We start from the raw sequence: 19501 nt of genomic DNA on the forward strand, positions 1-19501 counted from the left end.
CTTGTGCCGCGAGATCCGCGATGATCTTCCAGATGGCATCGGGATCTTCTCGGGTAAGTCTGTCAAATTCCTCTCGGTTCATTCTTGGCTGGGAGTATACTGTAAGATAGGCACTCAGGCAAGACCTGAGCAGTTACTTCTGGTTTCCTACGAAGTGCTCTGCTAAAAGCGCGAGATTCGACTGCACACGGAGTTTCGGGATGTCGCGCTTATTACCGACCCTTACGAGTACACCGACGTGGTCTTTCATGGCGTCTTTGCCTACCACTTTCAGCAAGATACGCTGGTGAACATTATTTTTGGTATTGAGGAAGTTGCGACTGCCAACATCCTGACCGACCATAAAGTGCTTTTCGACGCAGGCCGTCCCTACGGCTGGCCACAAATCGAAGGGAAGCTTCAAGCAAATCTGGAAGCGTATCTTAGTGAGAACGAAGTGCGTGGCTTTGAAATCGCGTCGTCGTATGGGCTGGAAGGCTGGGTTCTGGCGCAGAGCATGGAATTTATCGCCGTGACGCCTTTTTCGTAGGCTTGAAGGTGTCCCATGCCAACACTTTCTGGTTGTTCTCTGAGACGCGTTTCGCGTGACCATCGGCGAAGGTGAAGTTTTGGCTGCCGCCATGCCGTTTCTGGGCGACCGTTGTGCCGTTGTCGCTCTCGAAAAAAAGTATGACTTCGGCGGGGTTCTCCAGCGCCTCTAGCTTTTTCTTGCTGAGAGCTTTGTTCATCGCGTAGCTTGACCCCCGCTTCACCGACGGGCATTTGAGCGGTATTTTCAGATACGGTTTCAGCGCCACTTCCCAGTGCGCCACAGGCGGGAAGGTGTCGTCGTAGTCTTGAGCATACTGCATCGCGGCCTCACCGAGCGATTTCATGACGGCGTGGCAGCCCGCACGTCGGCCTGTTAGCTGTGCGCAGCCGACATGGAAGAGCCCCGCGAGTGTCAGCAGGACGTTGGTGAGCAGAAAGACCCAGACCACGATCAGTCCGAGCAGGAGCGGAGGATGTCGCTGCATCCGCCAGCGTTGTTGAATTTGGTAGGCCGCCACGCCAAATACCACAGCCAGAACCAAGGGAACCAGCCCAAGGCTTGTGTGGCTCAGTGCTCGTAGGAACGCGCCATCATCGGAAGTGCCCATACGCAATTGTATCGTGGAACGGGGAGGCAGCGATCCTTAGACCCGTCGTGCCCCATTGGGCACGAGTTGCGGACGGCATAGACCATCACGCCGAGCGTGGCGTTTAGTTTGGCACCCGTGTGGCAGCTCAGGCACTCAGGTTTGGCAGCGAGAACGGGACGCATCAGAACCGTCCACTCGCCTTGCTGCGTGCGCTTCTCTTTGCCTGAAAGTAGCGTCTGTATCTCGTCTTGTGCGGTTTTTTCGAGTGCCTCAAAATCCAGCCGGTTGGTTTTAAGGAGCTTCTCCGTGTTCTCGGTCATCATGACATGATCCCAGTCTTTGACAAGCTGATTCTGGTTGAAATAGAGTAGCTCTAGTCGCTCTGAGGCATGGGTTCGGTTGGGCTTGGGGGCACCGTGGAAAAGACCGATGGCGTAGTCACGGCCTGTGGCGTTGATATTGGCGAGCTGGGTTTTCTCCGCGTCGCTATCCACTTTTAGCTGGACGATTCCGGCGTGCTTGCGGTAGACAATGCGAATCGCGCCGAAGTTTTTATCACGTAGGATCTCAAAGCGGGGCTGGACATAGGCATCCAGTGCCTCCGCGACTTGCGTTGCGGAGTCGAGCTTTTGCGTGGGCGGCACCGACGAGCGCAGCACCTCGCCGGGCAGCTCGTAGAGGGCTTTGTCGAGGGCCATCTTGCCCACACAGCCCGCAATGAGCAGAATCGGCACTCCGACACAGCCAAAGAGAAATCGTTGCCCGATAGCCATGGGTTATTTTATCCCCTATTTGGGAGGCTGGCTGGTGAGCTGGACGAGAGTTTCGAGGACGCGGGTGCGGCGCACAGGGTCGAGGATCAGAAAACGATCTCGCCCGCCGTTTTTGGGAGTAAAGCGCGTGAAGCCGTCGCCTTCGACGGTGACCTGGCCGTGGGGCGAGAGGGCGAAGTAGTCGCGGTCGGGCTGGGCGGCGTAGAGGCAGCTTGCCAGATCCCAGCAGGGGCGCTCCTCACCGGGCTGACAGTAGACTTTGTAGGCCAGCGGGATCGGGTGGGCGGGAACATAGCCAAAATCTTGCTCGATGCTCTTGAGCGGGTAGCGCAGGGCGTCACCGATCTCAAAGCCACCCCAGATAATAGACGTGGGCCAGTCTTTGGCGAGCTTCTGGGCGGCGGGAATGTCTTGCGTCACGTTGTACTCGCAGAAGTGATTGTTGCTCTCCACCGTTGCAAACGCGCCCGCCATGATCGAGAGCACCTTGACTTTCTTCAAGACCAAGTCACGGTCTTTGGGATCGTCGAGCAGCTTGGCGAGGTTGGAGAAAAAGCCCACTTGTGCAATCGCGACAGAGCCGTCGGGTTGGGCTTGGAGGGTCTTGCGGATCAAGTCCACGGCATCGGGGGCTTTGTCCGGGTTGATGCGGTGGGGGAACTTCTCCGCCACGCGCAGGTAGGCGCTCGGATCGGCGGGCTTGCCGTCGCGCTTCACTCCGATGGGAATCTCGGGGCGGCCATAGAACGTATTGACCGCATCGGTGTAGCGAGCCGACCACGGGTCCACGCGGGTGAGAGTGACGGCGAGAATCTTGCACGCCCCCCGGCTCTGCAAGCTGTGGAGAACGGCGAGGGCAAGGGCATCGTCCACGTCGTTGCCCATGTCAGTGTCAAAGATAATTGAGGTCATATTGAGTCTATTCTCTATTTTTATCGCCCCGGTGGGTTTCGCCCCCATGAACGGGGGCGAAACCCATCAGAGCGAGTGTCCAACGAGCTCCTGTGCGGCTTGTTCTACCCGATCCGGTGTGATCGCGTCGAGTCCGGCGCGAATGGCATCATCGGTGACTTTTATGCCAGGAGGCACATGGGATGCGAGGCTTCGGTGGCGCGGGCCGTCGTAGTGCCAGCGGGCGTACTTGGTGGGGCCGAAGATTCCCACGGTAGGTAGCCCAACTCCTGCGGCAAGATGCAAGAGGCCGCCATCGTTGCCTATCCATAGCTCGCAGCAGGAGATGAGCGCCATGGCCTCGCGTAGCTTGGTCTGTCCAGCGAGCATCAGCGGCGTGTGGGTCATCTGCGCCGCCACGGCGTCGGCGGCCTTACGCTCTGTGTCGGTGCCAAAGAGAACCACCCGCGCACCGTATTTCTCACTCAGCCGATCCCCGACAAGCGCATAGTGCTCGGCTTTCCACTCCCGAACATAGGGGTCGTTGGCTCCGGGCTGCATCCCAATAAAGCGCTCTCCTTCACTAGCTAACCGTGCTGTTGCAGCGGCTTTTTCGTCATCACGCACCCAGAGAATCGGCGACGGATCGTAGGTTCCGAGTGCAATAGCTTGCAGCAAGTCTAAGTAGGCGACAATCTCGCGCTTATCCCAGAGATACGGGACGCGGTGCGTGAGCAGAAAGCCTCGCCCCTCGGCGTTGAAGCCCACGCGCTGCTTCGCGCCGCACGCCACGCCGAGCATTCCGGCACGAAAAGAGCGGTCTACGAGAAAGCAGATATCAGGCTTGGCGAGTTTTTGGGCGAGTGTGAGCAGTCCATCGTCTTTTTTGTAGGCGATAAGCGAGTCCGTGTAGGGGCAATTTTCCAGAAGCTGAATCGCCGCCGCGCCTGCCGCCAGAGTCACGTGGCTGTCCGGGTAGGCTTGCTTGATGCCCCGCAGGAGCGGCGTGGCAATGAGCGTGTCGCCCATGTACTTGTGCTTGGTGACAACGACAATGCGCATGGCCTATTCTACCGTGAACTGTGCGGCGTGGAGCTGGGCGTAGACCCCGTTTTTCTCTAAAAGCTCGGTGTGGGTGCCGCGCTCGACGATCTTTCCAGCCTCCATCACGAGAATCAAATCAGCGGCGAGAATGGTCGAGAGGCGGTGGGCGATGGCAAAGGTCGTGCGGCCTTTGGACAGCCCGGTGAGGGCATCCTGGATCAGGCGCTCACTCTGGGTGTCCAGTGCGCTTGTGGCTTCATCCAAAATCAGAATCTGTGGGTTCTTGAGGATGGCGCGGGCGATGGCGATGCGCTGCTTCTCCCCGCCCGAGAGCTTGTAGCCACGCTCCCCGACAACGGTATCGTAGCCCGCCGGGAGGCTGGCGATGTGCTCATGAATCGCGGCGGCCTGCGCGGCGGCAATGAGCTGTTCATCGGTGGCGTCGGGGCGACCATATCTTAAGTTTTCGCGGATGGTGTCGTGGACCAGGTAGGTTTCCTGTGTCACCACCCCGATAGCTTGCCCCAGTGTTGCCAGCGGGAGACGCTTGATCTCGTGGCCGTCTATGCGAACGGTGCCCGAGTCGGCGTCGTAGAGGCGCGGGATCAGATAGGTCATGGTGGTTTTGCCCGAGCCGCTGTGTCCGACCAGCGCGATAAGCTGGCCCGGCTGGGCGGTGAACGTAATCTCGGAGAGCGTCTGCTTGTCGTCGTAGGCGAACGAGACACTCTCGAAGCGCACCTCCCCACGAACCTCCGAGGCCGCGAGTGCGATGGCGTCTTTGGGATCGGGGTTCTGAATCTCTTGCTTCAGGTTCATGTACTCAAAGATGCGCTCAAAGAGCCCCATTGCGGTGAGCACTTCGACTTGCACATTGAAGAGGCTGGTGAGCGGGAAGAAAAGCCGCCCCTGGAGCGCCGTGAACGCGACGATTAGCCCCACGGTGAGCTTCTCGCCGTGGGCCATAAAGTAACCCGCCAGCCAGTAGACCAGTGCGGGCGTGAGAGAGAACGTCAGGGGAATCAGGCTGAAAAAGATCCGCATGATCGTGGACTGCATGATTTGCGTGGCCGTGAGCGCCTCGTTCTCTTTGGCAAATTTTGCCAGTGTCCGCACCTGCTGCCCGCTTGTCTTGGTGAGAAGCACGCCCGAAACAGAGAGGGTTTCCTGCATCGTCGCCGAGAGATCCGCGTTCTGCCCCGCCGAGATTTTGCGCATCTCGCCCATCTTCATCCCGAGCTTGGCCGAGACAATAGCAAAGATCGGCAGAATGCTCAGCGCTAAAAGGGTGAGTCGCCAGTCCAGTGCGATCATGACGATGAGCGTGGAAATGACGACGGTGATGTTATTGAGGAAGTTGGCGATCGTGTCCGAGAGCACGCCCTGAACCCCACCCACATCGGAGATGAGGCGTGATTGAATCTCGCCCGTGCGCGTGCTCGTGAAGAAGCGCAGGCTCATGCCCTGCAAGTGGTCGAAGAGATTGAGCCGCAGATCGCGCATGATCTTCTGGCCCACCAGCACCGAGAGATACCCAAACCAGAGGGAGAAGCCGCTGGATGCAATGGTGGTAAGGAGCGTGAGGAGCGTGTAGTGCGTCACGACCTCAAAGTCTTTCTTCCCAAATCCTTCATCTACGATAGTCCGTAGATACGCTGGCGGGAGTAGCCCCACTCCTGCGGAGACCAAAACAAGCACACAAATAAACGCAAGCTGGCTACGGTACGGAACAAAAATCCCGAATACCCGCTTGATCGTCTCCGGATTTGGCTTCTTCGGCGCTCCGCCCGCCCCGCCCGGCCCCCCCATGCGAAAACCCATGTGGGGATTGTACCGTAACTGATAAAATGTCCTGATATGCACCTACGCCGCCATCGCTTACTCACCGCCCTTTCTTTCCTTACCCTGGCTTCGGGCTGCCAGAAGCCCCTGGCTCCGGCTCAGCCCGCTGCTCCGCCGTCCGGCGTTCGTTTTGCTGAAGTCGCGGAGGCATCCGGGGTGAAGTACACCTGGACTGCCCCGGGAAAGCGTCCTCTGACAATCCTTCAGACCATTGGCAATGGGTGCGCCTTTCTGGACTTTAATAACGATGGCAACTTAGATATCCTGCTGGTGGGCCCAAAGCCTGCACTGTTTCAGGGCGACGGCAAAGGGCACTTCACGGAGGTGACGGCCTCGGTCTTAGGGAGCTTGTCGGGCTACTTTCTGGGCTGCGCGGTGGGCGACTACGACGGCGACGGCTTCCCGGATCTCTACCTCTCTGGCTACCGTGAGGGACGCTTGCTGCACAATGAGTCGGGAAAGCGCTTCGCAGATGTCACCGCGCTCTCGGGACTAAAACCCCAGCCCTGGGGGACTTCCTGCGGGTTTGCCGATCTCAATGGGGATGGGAAGCTGGATCTGTATATCGCCAACTATGCGCAGTTCAGCACGACGACGCAGCCGCAGCTCTGCAAGTTCCGCACGGAGAAGCACGGTGAGGTGCTCAGCTCCTGCGGCCCCACGCGCTATATCGGGCTACGCGGCACCCTCTGGCAAAGCAATGGCAAGACTTTTACGGATGTCTCGCAGGCATCGGGCTTTAGCACGCAGAACGGGCGCGGGCTCGGGGTGGCGTTTGCTGATATTACGGGCAAGGGGCTGACCAGTGTGGCGCTCGCCAACGATGAGGCACCCGGGGACCTGTTCTGTGCTCGTGGCGGTGGCAAGTTCGAGAACACAGGGCAGGCATCGGGCGTGGCGACGGACTCTGAGGGGAAAGTTCATGGGGGAATGGGCATTGACTGGGGCGACTACGACAACGACGGCAAGCTCGATCTTTTTGTGGCCACTTTCCGCAACGAAGTGAAAAATCTCTACCACAACGACGGCGACGAGGCGTTCAGCGACAAGAGCAACGCCGTTGGGATCGGGCAAGCGGCGCTGCCGTATGTTGCGTTTGGCTGCAAGTTTTTAGATGCGGACAACGACGGCTGGCTGGATCTGATTATTACCAACGGCCATGTGCAGGACAATATCGAGCTGATCGAGGACACGACCTACCGCCAGAAGACGCTTTTTTTGCACAATCAGAAAGGAAATTTTACCGATGCCGGAGCCACCTCGGGTATCGGCAATCTTGCGCCGATTGTGGGCCGTGGCCTAGCAGTAGGCGACTTTGACAACGACGGTCGCGTGGACGCGCTGATTGTGGACAGTGAGGGCAAGCCGCTTCTCTTACACAACGAGAGCACCCCGCAGGGTTGGGTTGGCTTTGACTGTGGGGGGCGCTACGGTGCGGTACTTACTCTGAAGCTTGCCGATGGACAAACCCGTGTGCGTCAGTGCCAGAGTGCGGGTTCCTATCTCTCCGCCTCCGACTCCCGTGTGCACTTTGGGCTAGGCACGGGGCAAGCCCAGAGTCTTACTGTGCGCTGGCCGTCGGGCAAGAGTGAGACCTGGAAAGGCTTTCCCACGGGGCGCTACCTAACCCTCGCGCCCGGCCAGTCGCCGCGCTAGGGTTTTTTCGAGGTGTCCACCGCCGCCGTCTCGCGCATCGTGGCGTCCATGAGCGCCTGAAGGCCGCGTGCTGCCTGCTCGGGGTGAGTCTTGAGCATCTGGATCATGCCGTCTTGCTGACGTGCCTTCTCCAGCTCCCCGGTCTGTCGGTAGAGCTGAGAGAGCTTCTGGTGGATGGCGCTGTCTGCCGGGTGTGCCAGCTCCTGCTCAACCAGCCGCCGGATTTCGTCCTCGACACGAGAGACCTCGGTGGCGATTGCCTGCACTTCCTTGGCTTTCTCCGGCTTGCCAATCTTGCGATAGGCTTGTGCCATGAGCCGTAGCGCACTGATATCGCGCGGCTTCGCTTCAAGAACTTCCGTGAGCAAGATCCCCGCATCGGCAGCTTGTTTGGCATCGTTTTTATCGAGCAAAATCTGGGCGAGGGCCTGCTTGGCGGTGAGGGCATCCGGCTCCAGTTGGATCGAGAGGCGCAGGTGCTTCTCCGCCTCGGCGACGCGGGCGGGGGTACTCTGCTGCGTGGTCAGATGGTAGCCCAGCATGTAGTGCGCCTGGGCATCGCGGGGAACAGCGGCAAGGCGGCGGCGCAGCAGGGCCTCAGACTCGGCGGGCTTGTAGTTGGCGCGGTAGGCATCGGCCATCGGAGTGAGGAAATCGGTGCGCTCGGGGTCAAGCTGGGCCGCTTTCTGGTACGCCGCCAGGGAGAGATCGTAGCGCAGGCCCTGATAGAAGTACGCCTTGCCCAGTGCGATCCAGACCTCGATATTGCTCGGGGCCTGCTTGACCGCTTTCTCCAGGTTCTCCAGAGCGAGCCGGTGGAGCTTTTTCTCCGTCGCTGCCCGCCCCAGCCCCACCACTGCGGGGAGCCAGTCCGGGCGCTTGGCAAGTATTTTTTTGTACTGGAGCGCCGCTTTCACCGCTGCGCCGCCCGCTAGCAAGACATCGGCGTAGACGCGCTGCGCCTCAAGGGAGTCCGGGGCAAGAGACTGTGCTTTTTGTGCCGCCCGCTCTGCATCCTGGTAGCGCCCGTTGCGCCGGAGCGCTTCGGCCCAGAGAAGCTGCGCCTCTAGGGAGTCCGGGTTGGCACGGGCGAGCCGCTCACGGTAGGAGAAGCCGCTGTGCGCACGGTCGCGGCGCGCCTTGCCATCGGAGTAGCTATTGAGATAGCTCCCCTGTGAGTAGCGCTGAGTAACTTCACCGGGGCCTTGGGGGCAGAGCGCCTTGGCAATGTCAAGGTCCGTGGCACCCTTGGGAAGCGCTTCGGCACGCTTGAGGGCTTCGGCAACCGAGGCGGTGTTGCTGGCGCCGCCTTTTTGCGCCTCTTCGAGAACGGCACGCGCGGCAGGGCGCTGGCCGGAGGCCGTCAGACACGCGGCCCATGTCCGCCAGAGCAGCTCGTCGCGCATTCCGGTCTGAATGGCTAGGGAGAGAGCCTCCGCGGCTTCGGCGAAGCGGTTGATCTCCGCGAGCCGCGCCCCCAGGAGCGCCAGTGCCTGCCCATCTTTGGGCGATTTCAGGGTGTAGCGCTCCAGCTCATCAAGATACGACTCGCGGAGCCAGGTGGCGTGGTTGGCCTGGACGACCGAGCGTACTCCCAGGCCGAGCAGGGAAAAAGCAAGGGCCGCACCGAGCCAACGGAGTCGTTGACGCGCTGCGGCCTGAGAACGGGTACGGTGTGCGGGCATACTTGCCAGAGTATACCGAAAACCTACTGCCCGCCGCCGCCCATTTGTGCTTTAATCTTCGCCTTCACTTCAGGCGGCGTGTTGGGGTCGTTGAGGGCGGCATTCATCTGGCCTTTCGCCTCACTGGGCACGACTGCGGGGGTACCTCCTGCCTTAGCATCTGCAGTAATAGCTGCCGCCGAGTCCTTGGCAACTTCGTCCTTCTGGCAGCCCAGCAGGCATAACGTGGTCGCGAGGAGGGCGAGGAGAAGCGAAGAGCGGAGTGTTTTAGTCATGAGAGGTTTTCCTTTTCAATCAAAGATAAAGACGCACCGCATCAGAGAGGCGGTACGTCTTGTTAGTGATGTGCTGCGAGCCTACGGGGTGAAGATCACAGTGGGCTTGGCGTTCTTGAAGAGGTAGAAGTCGTTCTTACGAACGGTTCCCCAGTTCAGTGCTTTGGCATGGCCATCAGAGAAGACATAGTTGCCATTCTCCATGTGTCCCTTGGTTCCCGGGTTGGAATTGTAGGCACCAGCACAATTGCCCGAGGTGGCGGCATCTTGGGTAATCTTGCGTCCGGCGAGCTTCCAGGTGTCGCAGCCGGTGAAGAGCGAGCCCCACGGCGAGCCGTAGTTGATATCTCCCCCGTTGACATCCACAACCTCGATGGTCTCCGCGGGGGCATCCATCGCGGCGAGTGCGGTGGGCGTGCCGCCCCAGTTGGACATACCCGTGTTCTGGTCGGTTCCGTTTGCCTGGCGGGTGTTGATGCGGCCTACGGAGCTATAGGTACGGGTCTTGGGCGCTAAGTTGAACTTGCCGTCGTAGTAGTTGCCCAGGCCGTAGTTTGCGCCTGCAGTGCGGTTGACACTAGGACACTTCCACATGTCCGTGTTCTTGGTATAGGGTTCGATCATGGACTCAAAGGGAGTGACTGCTTGAAGGCCCCCGTTGATAGGGGGGTTGGCGGGGAAAGCCACGGGCAGCGTTTCGTCGTAGTCCTGGGAATACATCATCAAGCCAAGGCCGATCTGCTTGAGGTTGGAGATGCAGGAGATAGCACGAGCACGCTCACGCGCCTGCGCGAAGACAGGGAACAAGATAGCGGCGAGAATCGCGATAATCGCGATGACGACGAGAAGCTCAATCAGCGTAAACGCTTTTTTGGCAGAAGAAAAACGAGTCATTCAAAACCTCTTATTTCAGTAAGTTTTCGTAGTGATTCCAGTGTTTGTGCACAAGCACTATCGGGCGATATTGACCAGCATAGGATGAGACGCTTCGAAGCGTTCTTAGGAGCCCGACTTAACACCAATATATACCACGTCATCTTAGCAATGTCTATGCCATATGTGAAAATCGTGTTAATTTTTTCGGAGGATTTGGATGTTGTGGTCCGCCATAGTCATAGGGATAGCAGAGCCTTCCAGTGCCTTTCGCGCGGGCATGTGGCAACCGATGCACTTAGCCGTCGGGTTGACAGGGCAGGGCTTTTGCGGCGGGGCCTGCGCGGAGTGGCACGTCAGGCACGCGCGCTCGTAGAAGGCGGGTTCCCTGGTTGCGCTCTTGGCGTTCTCATGGGGGCTGTGGCAGGTGAGGCAGGAGAGCGTCTCGGAGCTTTTCTGGAAGCACTTACTCTCCATCAGGCCGTAGGTCTGCATTCGGTTGCTGACAGATTTAGGAAGGTGCGCCGCTTCGACATCCTGGCGCGTTCCGTGGCACTTCCCGCACAGCAAGTTGAGCCGGGTCGCCGGAAGCTTCCCTAAAGATTCCATCTTCCCGCTGTCGAACTTGCCAGAGCGGGCGGCGGTGACATGCGCCGCCCCCGCACCGTGGCAGGACTCACACCCGACGCCGAAAAAGCGCTTCTGCGGCTTTCCACCCGTTTCCGGTACCGCGACAGCGTGGCAGAGCATGCATTTTTTCCCATTGGCTACCGGGTGCACCTTGCCCAGAGAGCCTGGTGCTAGCTTTTCCTGGCCGGGGGTGATGTACCAGCTTTTTTTTACCGGAAAGTAGCTCATCCGAAACTCCGCCATTTTGTTATCGTCCATAAAGGCGACATAGGTCACTCCGGTTTTCCCCGACCCCACGGCAAGATCCAGTGGCACTTTCTGATCCGAGAGGGCCGGAGCGGCAACGGTGAACACTCCCGCTGTCTCATGGAGCACGAACTCTGATTGGGCAATGTTGCCTCGGGGCGGCACACGTGCTCCGAGGTCGCGTGCGGAGAGCAGGCTCAGGGTCTGGGCATGGTAGCTCTGTCCGTGGCTGCGAGCGATATCGGGGTGGCACTCGGCGCAGACGGCATTGCCCACAAAGGCTTCGGTCGTCAATAAAGTGGCCTTTGGTTTGGGAGAAGCGGGTGTCAGACTGGGATCACCCAGGCAGCCCGCCATGACCAACAGAACCAGAGTCAGTCCCAGCCCGAACAATTTCCCAGGAGCAGTACGGTAGCGCATCTTGCGGGATTGTACCGAATTTTACTGCGAAGTTAGGGCGAATCGTGGTTATTGCACCTCAAACTCAAACTTGAAGCGCTGGGTGCTGGCAACTGCTTGGCCATTCTTGAGAGCAGGCTTCCACGTCCATTTTTTGAGGGCCTCCAGCACGCGCTGATCCACCTCCGTATTCCCCGACGACGTGCGTAGGCTGATCTCGAAGCTCCCATCGGCCTCGATCTCCACTACCACGCGCACAAACGACTTGAACTCGCCTTTCTTGAGAGAGTCAGGAATGCTGGGCTGAACCTGGCGACCCGGCTCGGCCTCACGTGTTGGCCCAGAGGGCTTTGGTGTGGGAGCGGGTGTTGGCTTCGGAGTCGGGGCGGGTGTCGGGCGCGGGGTGGGAGTTGGCTCCGGCGTGGGCCTAGGGGTGGGACGCGGGGTGGGGGTAGGCTCTGGAGTCGGCTTCGGGGTTGCCGCAGGCGCACCGGGTGTGGCTTGCGCTGCTACGGGCGACGCTTGAGCTGCTTGCGTAGGGATAGCTGGTTTTGCCGCAGCTCCACCGACAGCAGTGAGAACAGGGCGCTCCTCTGGTGCAGGAGCGGTGCGTGTTGATGAGGCCATGAGAGCAAGCTTGGGCGAGAGAGAACGAGCCGTGGGCGGGGAAGGCGGCGGAGTGCTCGTTAGAGTAGGAGCTGGGGTGGCTTTTGGAGCGGGCGTGGTGGTCGTTTTACACTCAGGACAGTCCTGAAAGACAAGCTCCAGCGGCCCTGGATGCGAGTCTCGGTGGCCACTATGGGCTATTGAGATGCGCATCACGGCAACAAGAAACACCGCATTGAACGCGAGGGAGAGCCCGAGGGCGGTACCAAAGCGTGGGCGAAGATTGTCTTTCAGGATTTCCATAGCTTTAGAACTTGCTGGTGAGGCTGAGCATCACGCGGCGACCCTGCTGGAAGCGAGTGCCGGTGAAGGGCGAGTTGAAGTTCATCACGCTACGGCTGTCGAGCAAGTTCTCCACGGAGAGGTCAGCTTGGAGGCCATTGGGAAGGAGTTTGCTGCCTGTGGAGTAGCGAAAGTTGAACTCCGCACGCGCCTGCCTCTTGCCACCGTCCACGGTTGCATCCGCATCCTGCGGGTTGATAATCGGGGACGAAAACGCGCCGCTGCCGTAGTAGGCACTCAGGGCGACATTCGAGCCATTCTTGAGGCCATAGTTCAGGCCACCCGAGAGTGTGTTGAGCTGGTCGTGGTCGGAGTAGGCTTCTTCCCCATTCACGAGCTTGTTGATGGCATTGGCCCAGGTGAAGAAACTCCCTAGCCCGACTCCGTTTTTAGGTGTTTTATCATAAGAGAGTTCCAGGCCATTGGCAAACGAGCCCGTGCTGATATTGACCGTCGAGAACACCCCTATCTGCGTCCCCGGAATCAAGATCGCGGTATCGAGCTGATCGTGGAACCACTTGCGGTAGGCGGCAAGCTTGATGGTTTGATTCTGGGGGAGCTGGCGCTCTAGGCTGGTTTCGATCATCTTGACACGCTGCGGCTTGACTGCCTCTCCGATCAGCCCTCCTTGGGCCAGTGGCGGCTGCGAGAAAAGCTGGTTGTACGAGGCGCGGACAATGGTCTTAGGAGCCACGCTGTAAGCCAGGTTCACACGCGGCGAGAGGTCTGTTGCGGTGAGAGACGCACCCGCCGTGCCATCTACCGTCTGCTGTGAGTTGAAGGTGTCCAGGCGCAGGCCGTAGTTGACCGTCAGCTTCTCAGTGGCTTTAAACGTGTCTTGGGCGTAGGCCGCGCCGTAGTAGCCCTTGCGCTTGACCCGAAGCGTGGGCGTGGCGGTGGCAGTTCCGACGATATAATCATCGCCGACCATGCTGCCACCTGGAGCCACAAGACGCGCATCAAGCTCATGGAGGGTATTGAGTGCGCTCTGGCTGCCAGGGACGATCTGGTAGCTCTCGTTGCCGCGCTGATCGGAGAAGATTCCGCCAAACTTGTAGGTGTGCTTACCCTCATTGAGCGTGAGGTTGGCTTGAAGCTGGCTCTGGTTGTACGTGCGCTTGATAGTCGGGTGGAACTCAATGGACGAGTCAGCAGCAAGACTACTGGAGGAGATTGTCGCGCCATTGCTCGCTGTGTTGTTGAGCAGATCCTGCTGGGACTCCGACGAGCCGTAGGTGACAACCGCTGTGGTCTTGGCATTGAGCTGCTTGCGGTACTGAAGTGTCCCAAAGCCGTTGTTGTCTTGCTGATAGATGTCTTGGCCCAGCGCGTCCTGGGAGGCGAGGCCGCTGCTGGCGTTTTTAAGCCCCCCGTAGCCAAAGCCCTGCCCGACGGGCTCAAACTTTGCGCCCAGACCCGTGCGGTTGGCTATTTGGGTTCGCGCTGGAGCTGAGTTGACCGTGAGTGAGAGCTTCTCTGCGCTAGAGAGGTCGTAGTCAAAGTTGGCAAAGAGAGTCTGGGAGGTCTGGCCGTTGTGGCGGGTTTGCTTATCAGGCTGGGGAGCCTCGATGGCATTGTCGGTGGTGCGGCCCGTGTAGTTGATGAGATAGCCCAGCTTTTTCTTCTCGGAGCCTGTCTGACCACCTGCGGTAAAGCTGGTCTCTCCGGTGCCAAACCCACCACCTGTCACCGTTAAAGAGCGAAACGGCACAAGCGTCCCCGAGCGTAGCGTGAGGTTCAGCGCCGCCGCCGTCTCCGAGCCGTACTCGGGCGCAAAGCCCCCGGTAATCACATCAATGGTCTGGAGTGCATCTGGCGCAAGAAACTGCCCCGCACGGCCCTGAAACGCGCCAGGAAGCAGAAACCCGTTGAGGTAGATGGAGGTCGCGGAGTGCTCGGCGCGGGGGTGGGCCTGGTTCACCGAGTCCTCCGCAAAACCGGGCACCGCGCGCACTGCCTTGGTGAGGCTCTGGCGGTTGCCTGCCGTCAGCGGGAACTTCTGAACAGCCTCGCTCGAAAGAGACTTTGCCGAGGACGCATCGCCGCTACGAATCCGATCCCGCTCCGCCGTGATCTTGATGGTCTTCTCTTTGAGAGGCTCCAGCAGAATCTCAACCTCGGTTGTGGCATCGGCGACCACGGTGACGGACTGGGTGTCCTTCTGGAACTCCCCGCCGGATGTCGAAAGCTTCCAGACACGATTTTCGAGCGGCGGAGTGAGCGCCGTGCCATCGGCTCCCGTGGTGACCGTCAGCGGGGTGCGTACCCCCGCACTGTCGGTGAGAATAATTTTAGCCCCGACAAGCGGCTTCTCGGACTCGGCGTTGAGCACTTTGATTTTTAAGCGGCCCACCACATCGGCATGGGCGGCGGCGGAAAGAGAGACAGAAAGAGCAAGGACAAGCCCAAAACGGGCAACAGACGAAAGACGCATGAGGTATCAAACTCCTGAAAAAGAAAAAGAAAGACGACGATAAATGTTTTTTTAGGAGAGAGAGCTTGGTGGGCCGCGCGTGGTGTGTCGTGGAGAGATCAGAGCCGTAGTGGGAAGCAAGAGAGCTACCCGCGACGTTTTGAGCGCCACGGTTGGGGCCGGAAGTGTGAGGGAGGAACTTGCCAGAGCAGTCGGGGCCGCTTGGAGTGAACAGATGGCACAAGGATCTCCCGCACCGAGTGTCAGGTGTGCGGGTGTCCCTTCAGGCTGTGGTGTGTGGCTTTTGTAGTGAGTAAGAGGGCACCAGAGGCAGACGAACAACCAGAGCGCCGCGACCACAGAGGCGAGGCGTTTTAGAACTCGTTGTTTTTTGCAAGTAGTAGCCATATGTCTTTGTGTGTTTATTATAACACAATAACAAAAACTACTTTGGGGAGGTCTGACAGCGCCCACAGGTTCCGTGCAGCGTCAGCGTGTGGCTGGCGACCTGGAAGTTATTGGGCAGAGAGGTTTGGGTGAGCATGGCATCTACCATACAGCCCCGAAAGTCGGCAATCGAGCCACAGCTATCACAGACCAGATGGTGGTGATGATCCGTATCCGAGGGGCCAGGGGCGGGCTCGTAGCGGTAGAAGCCTTCGCCAAACTCAGTACGGGTGAGTAACTCTAGGCGGGTAAGCTCATTCAGCGTCCGGTAGATCGTAACGAGATTAATATCCGCTCCGGTCTGCTCATAAATATCTTGAGCAGAGAGAGGACGCTCACTGGCGGCTAGCAGGCGCAAAAGAACCCGTCGTGGGAGCGTTCGTCGCATACCCGCTCGTTCAAGGGTGGCTTCAAACCACTGGAGGCGCTCATCCTTAGTCATCGTTACTAGGCAAAATTATATCATGGAGGAGCTGTTTTCTTAATCCTCACTTGAGCTGTAAGTGTGTCTGAGAGGGTACGCTAAGCACATGAATCGTAGAGAGCTTCTTCTGGGCGGTGGAGTTGGCCTGACGGGCCTAGTGACCCGTGGGGCGCTGGCGCTGGACCGGAGCGCGGTAGCACTTGGCTACGGGAATCTGGTGCCCACGGCGGCGCACAACACGGGGGAGGTGCTCTTAGAGCTGCCAGAGGGGTTCTCCTACAACGTGCTTGGGCGACAGGGAACCCGGATGACCGATGGGAATCTCACGCCCACCAAGCACGATGGAATGGGCGCGTTTTTAGTCAATGGCAAACTGCGCCTGGTGCGCAACCACGAGGTTCCCAACACACTCGCCCGGCCTGGTACCGCAATTCTCCAAGACGAGCATGCCTACGATACAAGCGCGGGCGGTGGAGTGACAACCCTCACGATTGACCCAGTAACCCGCGAGCTGATAGAGAGCCATATTAGCCTAGCCGGAACGCACACCAACTGTGCGGGCGGCCCCACGCCGTGGGGGAGCTGGCTCTCGTGCGAGGAAACAACTCTCGGGGCGGCACGAGGCAAAGACGATAAAGGCAAGCCGATTGGTGGCTTCGAGAGAGAACACGGCTATATCTTCGAGGTCCCTGCTGCAAGTGATAGCCCCGTGATGCCCATACCACTCAAAGCCATGGGGCGCTTTGTACACGAGGCGATTGCCGTAGACCCTGCCACCGGGATTATCTACGAGACTGAGGACCGCACCAGCGCCGGATTCTATCGCTTTTTGCCGACCAAGCCGGGGCAACTTATCGAGGGCGGACGGCTCCAGATGCTGGTGGTCGAGGGTAAGCCCCAGGCCGATCTCCGCAAGAAGCAAACCGTTGGTGAGCCGCTTGCGTGTGTCTGGATAGATATTGACGACCCCGATCCTGCTGCCACCTCAACCAACCCGCTAGCTGTCTATGAGTCCGGGAAAGCCAAAGGCGCGGCCACTTTTGCGCGGCTCGAAGGCTGCTGGTGGGGCAATGGCTACGTCTATATCAATGCCACGACGGGCGGTGATAAACAACTGGGCCAGGTGTGGCGCTACCAGCCCAAGGGTGCGGATAAAGGCGAGCTGATCTTGCTCTTCGAGTCTAAGTCCAAGAGCGTTTTATGGAACCCGGATAATCTCTGCGTCACGCCGCGCGGCGGCTTGGTGCTCTGCGAAGACACCTACGGCGGGGATTGCTACCTGCGTGGCTTGACAAAAAAAGGCGAGATCTTTAGCTTCGCCCGAAATGCCTATCTTGGCTACGAAGAGAGCGAGTTCGCTGGAGCCTGCTTCTCCCCTGACGGCCAGACGCTCTTTGTGAACCTACAGCTTCCTGGCGTCACGCTGGCGATCTGGGGACCATGGGAGCGCGGCCCATTCTAGCCGCTCTGGGAAATACGATGGGGCGTTTGTGGTTAATGTCCCGACGCCACGGGTGCTCTCGGATCAACGCCTTGTTATCTCCGGTCAGGGCGACACGAATTGGTGAGACGCTCTACGCACGCGACAACAAGGAGATTCTTGCCACGTCGCTGAAATAAAGCGTGCAATGACAAACACTGCACGCATTGAGGCGTTTCTGGCACTGGGCCTGTTGCTCTTTCTCGCGCCTCCCGCCCGTGCTCAGCTCTTCGAGGCAAAAATCCGACCGCTGCTGCTCAAGCGCTGCACACCTTGTCATGGTGCGGAGAAACAGCAAGGCGGCCTGCGCCTGGATAGCAAAACCGGCTGGCAAGCCAGCGGGGTTGTTGTGCCTGGCAAGCCCGAAAAAAGCCGTCTGATCGAGCGCATTAAGAGCAAAACCGCGCCGATGCCGCCCACCGGCCTGCTTCCCGCCAGCGAGCAAGCTGCGCTGGAGGCATGGGTAAAGCTCGGTGCTCCCGACCCGCGAGTCGCGCCTAAGATAACAGCGGCCAGCCCCGCACTAGGGCCAAAGCTACGGAGCCGTGATTTTGTCATCAGCGAGGCGGATCGAAAGTGGTGGGCATTCCAGCCAGTCAAGTCCCCCACCGCACCGACAAGCATTGATAAATTGCTACTGGCGAAACTTACGCCCAAGGGACTGGCGCTCAGCCCTCCCGCGACGCCGCGTGAGCAAGTGCGGCGGCTCTACTTTGATCTCTGGGGACTGCCACCCAGCCCCGAGGAAGTCGCGACGTTTGAGCGTACCCCAACCGCCGCCGCGTGGGCGCAGCTCACAGACAAGCTACTCGCCTCGCCCCACTACGGGGAGCGCTGGGGGCGGCACTGGCTGGATCTCGTGCGCTACGGCGAGACCAACGGCTACGAGCGCGACAGCGACAAGCCCCACGCCTGGCGCTACCGTGACTACGTAATTGATGCGTTCAATGTCGACAAGCCCTACGATAGATTTATCAAAGAGCAGCTCGCGGGCGATGAGCTTGAGGGGAGCGGCGATGCGGGCATTATCGCCACGGGTTTCTTCCGCTTGCATGTCTGGGACGATGAGCCCGATAGCACGCTGGTGGCGGAGTTCGACGATCTGGACGATGTCATGGTGACGACCGGTGCGGCGTTTCTCGGACTCACGATTGGCTGTGCACGCTGCCACGACCACAAGTACGATCCCGTGAGCCAGCGCGACTACTACTCGCTGCTCAGTTTTCTGCGCGGCGTGGATCCCTACGGCCAGCACAAGACCGGCGGCGGCGGGCGCGGCACGGGCAAGATCACGCGGCCTCTCGCCAACCCGACGGAGCAGGCGCTGGCGGTGAATGAGAACGGCCCTAAAGCCAAGCCGACTTTTATTCTTGCTCGGGGCGAGGTAGGCTCCCCACGCGACGAAGTCATGCCCGCCTTCCCCGAAGTGCTCGGCCTGCCCGCACCCACGCTTCCCACGCTCCTCGACAACGCGCCCACCACAGGTCGCCGGATGCTCCTCGCCAACTGGATTGCAAGTGATAAGAACCCACTCACGGCGCGCGTGCTGGCCAACCGGCTCTGGCAGCACCACTTTGGGAGGGGCATCGTCCCCACTCCCGATGACTTCGGGCAGGTCGGCCTGCGCCCGACCAACTTACCCCTGCTAGACTACCTCGCCTCGGAGCTCGTCAGCGGCGGCTGGAAGCTCAAGCGGCTCCACAAACTCATTGTCGCCAGCCGCGCCTATCGGATGTCGTCGCGCACGGCCAATCCAAAAGCACTCAACGTGGACCAAGACAACACGCTCCTCTGGCGGCAGAATCTGAGGCGCATCGAAGCCGAGGCCGTACGCGATACGCTGCTCTCGATCAGCGGCCAGCTAAATTTTAAGCAAGGCGGTCCCAGTGCCTACCCAAGCCTTCCGCCTGAGGTTCGCGACTCAGGCAACCCTGCCAACGCGGGCTGGAAAGACAGCCCCGAGGCGGAGCAGAACCGGCGCAGTGTCTATTTGGTCGTGAAGCGTGCGCTGAAAGTGCCGCTGCTCGATGCGCTGGACTTCGCCAATAGCACCTCGCCCGCCGGAGTTCGCTCAATCACAACCACGGCCCCGCAGGCACTCATGCTCCTCAATGATGCCTTTGTCCAGAAGCAGGCCGAGGCGCTCGTCACACGCCTCGAAACCGAGGGCGGCACCGACAAGCTCACCCGCGCTTTTGCCCTCACGCTGCAGCGCACACCACGCCCCACCGAGCGCGCCGCCGCCGAGCATCTGCTCTCGGCCACACCCGACCGCGCCGACTGGATCGGCCTCTGCCGCGCCCTGCTCAATCTCAACGAGGTAATCTATGTGGACTAATTACCCCCTAACCCCC

The 19501-nt window shown here is 59.7% G+C and carries 17 protein-coding genes; 4 read left to right on the forward strand and 13 right to left on the reverse strand.

Going from position 1 to position 19501, the window contains the following annotated elements; translation table 11 throughout:
* Window positions 1-238 precede the first annotated feature (238 nt).
* A complete protein-coding gene (locus ACH2ED_RS09285) occupies window positions 239-529 on the forward strand; it encodes a hypothetical protein (RefSeq protein ID WP_395090455.1) in 291 nt (96 codons plus the stop codon).
* Here ACH2ED_RS09285 and ACH2ED_RS09290 read toward each other — a convergent pair.
* From ACH2ED_RS09290 to ACH2ED_RS09310, 5 genes are all read right to left on the reverse strand, one after another.
* Window positions 504-1139, reverse strand: coding sequence for a hypothetical protein (locus ACH2ED_RS09290; RefSeq protein WP_395090457.1), 636 nt, complete (start codon window positions 1137-1139; stop codon window positions 504-506). The genes ACH2ED_RS09285 and ACH2ED_RS09290 overlap by 26 nt on opposite strands.
* On the reverse strand, window positions 1100-1894 hold the full coding sequence (locus tag ACH2ED_RS09295; RefSeq protein WP_395090459.1) for a hypothetical protein: 795 nt from the start codon (window positions 1892-1894) through the stop codon (window positions 1100-1102). Before ACH2ED_RS09295 ends, ACH2ED_RS09290 begins: the two co-directional genes overlap by 40 nt.
* A gap of 15 nt (window positions 1895-1909) precedes the next feature.
* Window positions 1910-2806 (reverse strand): nucleoside hydrolase, encoded by an 897-nt coding sequence (locus tag ACH2ED_RS09300; RefSeq protein WP_395090461.1) that lies wholly within the window; start codon window positions 2804-2806, stop codon window positions 1910-1912.
* Window positions 2807-2872: 66 nt separating this feature from the next.
* The gene (locus ACH2ED_RS09305; protein ID WP_395090462.1) at window positions 2873-3847 is read right to left on the reverse strand and encodes a glycosyltransferase family 9 protein; all 975 of its coding nucleotides are present in this window, start codon (window positions 3845-3847) and stop codon (window positions 2873-2875) included.
* A 3-nt stretch (window positions 3848-3850) separates the two neighbouring features.
* Window positions 3851-5650, reverse strand: coding sequence for an ABC transporter ATP-binding protein (locus tag ACH2ED_RS09310; RefSeq protein ID WP_395090464.1), 1800 nt, complete (start codon window positions 5648-5650; stop codon window positions 3851-3853).
* Window positions 5651-5686: 36 nt separating this feature from the next.
* Between ACH2ED_RS09310 and ACH2ED_RS09315 the strand changes: the two genes are divergently transcribed.
* Window positions 5687-7327 carry a CRTAC1 family protein gene (locus tag ACH2ED_RS09315; protein WP_395090466.1) on the forward strand — a complete coding sequence of 547 codons (1641 nt, stop codon included), beginning with the start codon at window positions 5687-5689 and terminating at the stop codon, window positions 7325-7327.
* Here the strand turns inward: ACH2ED_RS09315 and ACH2ED_RS09320 are convergent.
* From ACH2ED_RS09320 to ACH2ED_RS09355, 8 genes are all read right to left on the reverse strand, one after another.
* Entirely contained in the window at window positions 7324-9012 is a 1689-nt protein-coding gene (locus ACH2ED_RS09320) for a tetratricopeptide repeat protein (protein WP_395090468.1), read from the reverse strand. The genes ACH2ED_RS09315 and ACH2ED_RS09320 overlap by 4 nt on opposite strands.
* A 23-nt stretch (window positions 9013-9035) precedes the next feature.
* Window positions 9036-9287 (reverse strand): hypothetical protein, encoded by a 252-nt coding sequence (locus ACH2ED_RS09325; RefSeq protein ID WP_395090469.1) that lies wholly within the window; start codon window positions 9285-9287, stop codon window positions 9036-9038.
* Window positions 9288-9368: 81 nt separating this feature from the next.
* Window positions 9369-10181, reverse strand: coding sequence for a DUF1559 domain-containing protein (locus ACH2ED_RS09330; RefSeq protein ID WP_395090471.1), 813 nt, complete (start codon window positions 10179-10181; stop codon window positions 9369-9371).
* 177 nt (window positions 10182-10358) lie between these two features.
* The gene (locus ACH2ED_RS09335; RefSeq protein WP_395090473.1) at window positions 10359-11456 is read right to left on the reverse strand and encodes a multiheme c-type cytochrome; all 1098 of its coding nucleotides are present in this window, start codon (window positions 11454-11456) and stop codon (window positions 10359-10361) included.
* Between the two features lie 48 nt (window positions 11457-11504).
* Window positions 11505-12344 carry an energy transducer TonB gene (locus ACH2ED_RS09340; RefSeq protein WP_395090475.1) on the reverse strand — a complete coding sequence of 280 codons (840 nt, stop codon included), beginning with the start codon at window positions 12342-12344 and terminating at the stop codon, window positions 11505-11507.
* A gap of 4 nt (window positions 12345-12348) precedes the next feature.
* Entirely contained in the window at window positions 12349-14817 is a 2469-nt protein-coding gene (locus tag ACH2ED_RS09345) for a TonB-dependent receptor domain-containing protein (RefSeq protein ID WP_395090477.1), read from the reverse strand.
* A gap of 51 nt (window positions 14818-14868) precedes the next feature.
* Entirely contained in the window at window positions 14869-15204 is a 336-nt protein-coding gene (locus ACH2ED_RS09350; RefSeq protein WP_395090479.1) for a hypothetical protein, read from the reverse strand.
* A 37-nt stretch (window positions 15205-15241) separates the two neighbouring features.
* On the reverse strand, window positions 15242-15685 hold the full coding sequence (locus tag ACH2ED_RS09355) for a Fur family transcriptional regulator (RefSeq protein ID WP_395090480.1): 444 nt from the start codon (window positions 15683-15685) through the stop codon (window positions 15242-15244).
* Between the two features lie 88 nt (window positions 15686-15773).
* Here ACH2ED_RS09355 and ACH2ED_RS09360 point away from each other — a divergent pair, with 88 nt between their 5' ends.
* Window positions 15774-17129 carry an alkaline phosphatase PhoX gene (locus ACH2ED_RS09360; RefSeq protein ID WP_395090482.1) on the forward strand — a complete coding sequence of 452 codons (1356 nt, stop codon included), beginning with the start codon at window positions 15774-15776 and terminating at the stop codon, window positions 17127-17129.
* A 166-nt stretch (window positions 17130-17295) separates the two neighbouring features.
* Window positions 17296-19485 carry a PSD1 and planctomycete cytochrome C domain-containing protein gene (locus ACH2ED_RS09365; protein ID WP_395090484.1) on the forward strand — a complete coding sequence of 730 codons (2190 nt, stop codon included), beginning with the start codon at window positions 17296-17298 and terminating at the stop codon, window positions 19483-19485.
* Window positions 19486-19501 lie beyond the last annotated feature (16 nt).

Source organism: Armatimonas sp. (assembly GCF_043757465.1).
Taxonomy (GTDB): domain Bacteria; phylum Armatimonadota; class Armatimonadia; order Armatimonadales; family Armatimonadaceae; genus Armatimonas.

Bases quoted from the DNA above. Each gene is read 5' to 3' on its own strand.
- ACH2ED_RS09290 (WP_395090457.1), bottom strand. From the start codon at position 1,139: ATGGGCACTTCCGATGATGGCGCGTTCCTACGAGCACTGAGCCACACA.
- ACH2ED_RS09295 (WP_395090459.1), bottom strand. From the start codon at position 1,894: ATGGCTATCGGGCAACGATTTCTCTTTGGCTGTGTCGGAGTGCCGATT.
- ACH2ED_RS09300 (WP_395090461.1), bottom strand. From the start codon at position 2,806: ATGACCTCAATTATCTTTGACACTGACATGGGCAACGACGTGGACGAT.
- ACH2ED_RS09305 (WP_395090462.1), bottom strand. From the start codon at position 3,847: ATGCGCATTGTCGTTGTCACCAAGCACAAGTACATGGGCGACACGCTC.
- ACH2ED_RS09310 (WP_395090464.1), bottom strand. From the start codon at position 5,650: ATGGGTTTTCGCATGGGGGGGCCGGGCGGGGCGGGCGGAGCGCCGAAG.
- ACH2ED_RS09315 (WP_395090466.1), top strand. From the start codon at position 5,687: ATGCACCTACGCCGCCATCGCTTACTCACCGCCCTTTCTTTCCTTACC.
- ACH2ED_RS09320 (WP_395090468.1), bottom strand. From the start codon at position 9,012: ATGCCCGCACACCGTACCCGTTCTCAGGCCGCAGCGCGTCAACGACTC.
- ACH2ED_RS09325 (WP_395090469.1), bottom strand. From the start codon at position 9,287: ATGACTAAAACACTCCGCTCTTCGCTTCTCCTCGCCCTCCTCGCGACC.
- ACH2ED_RS09330 (WP_395090471.1), bottom strand. From the start codon at position 10,181: ATGACTCGTTTTTCTTCTGCCAAAAAAGCGTTTACGCTGATTGAGCTT.
- ACH2ED_RS09335 (WP_395090473.1), bottom strand. From the start codon at position 11,456: ATGCGCTACCGTACTGCTCCTGGGAAATTGTTCGGGCTGGGACTGACT.
- ACH2ED_RS09340 (WP_395090475.1), bottom strand. From the start codon at position 12,344: ATGGAAATCCTGAAAGACAATCTTCGCCCACGCTTTGGTACCGCCCTC.
- ACH2ED_RS09345 (WP_395090477.1), bottom strand. From the start codon at position 14,817: ATGCGTCTTTCGTCTGTTGCCCGTTTTGGGCTTGTCCTTGCTCTTTCT.
- ACH2ED_RS09350 (WP_395090479.1), bottom strand. From the start codon at position 15,204: ATGGCTACTACTTGCAAAAAACAACGAGTTCTAAAACGCCTCGCCTCT.
- ACH2ED_RS09355 (WP_395090480.1), bottom strand. From the start codon at position 15,685: ATGACTAAGGATGAGCGCCTCCAGTGGTTTGAAGCCACCCTTGAACGA.
- ACH2ED_RS09360 (WP_395090482.1), top strand. From the start codon at position 15,774: ATGAATCGTAGAGAGCTTCTTCTGGGCGGTGGAGTTGGCCTGACGGGC.
- ACH2ED_RS09365 (WP_395090484.1), top strand. From the start codon at position 17,296: ATGACAAACACTGCACGCATTGAGGCGTTTCTGGCACTGGGCCTGTTG.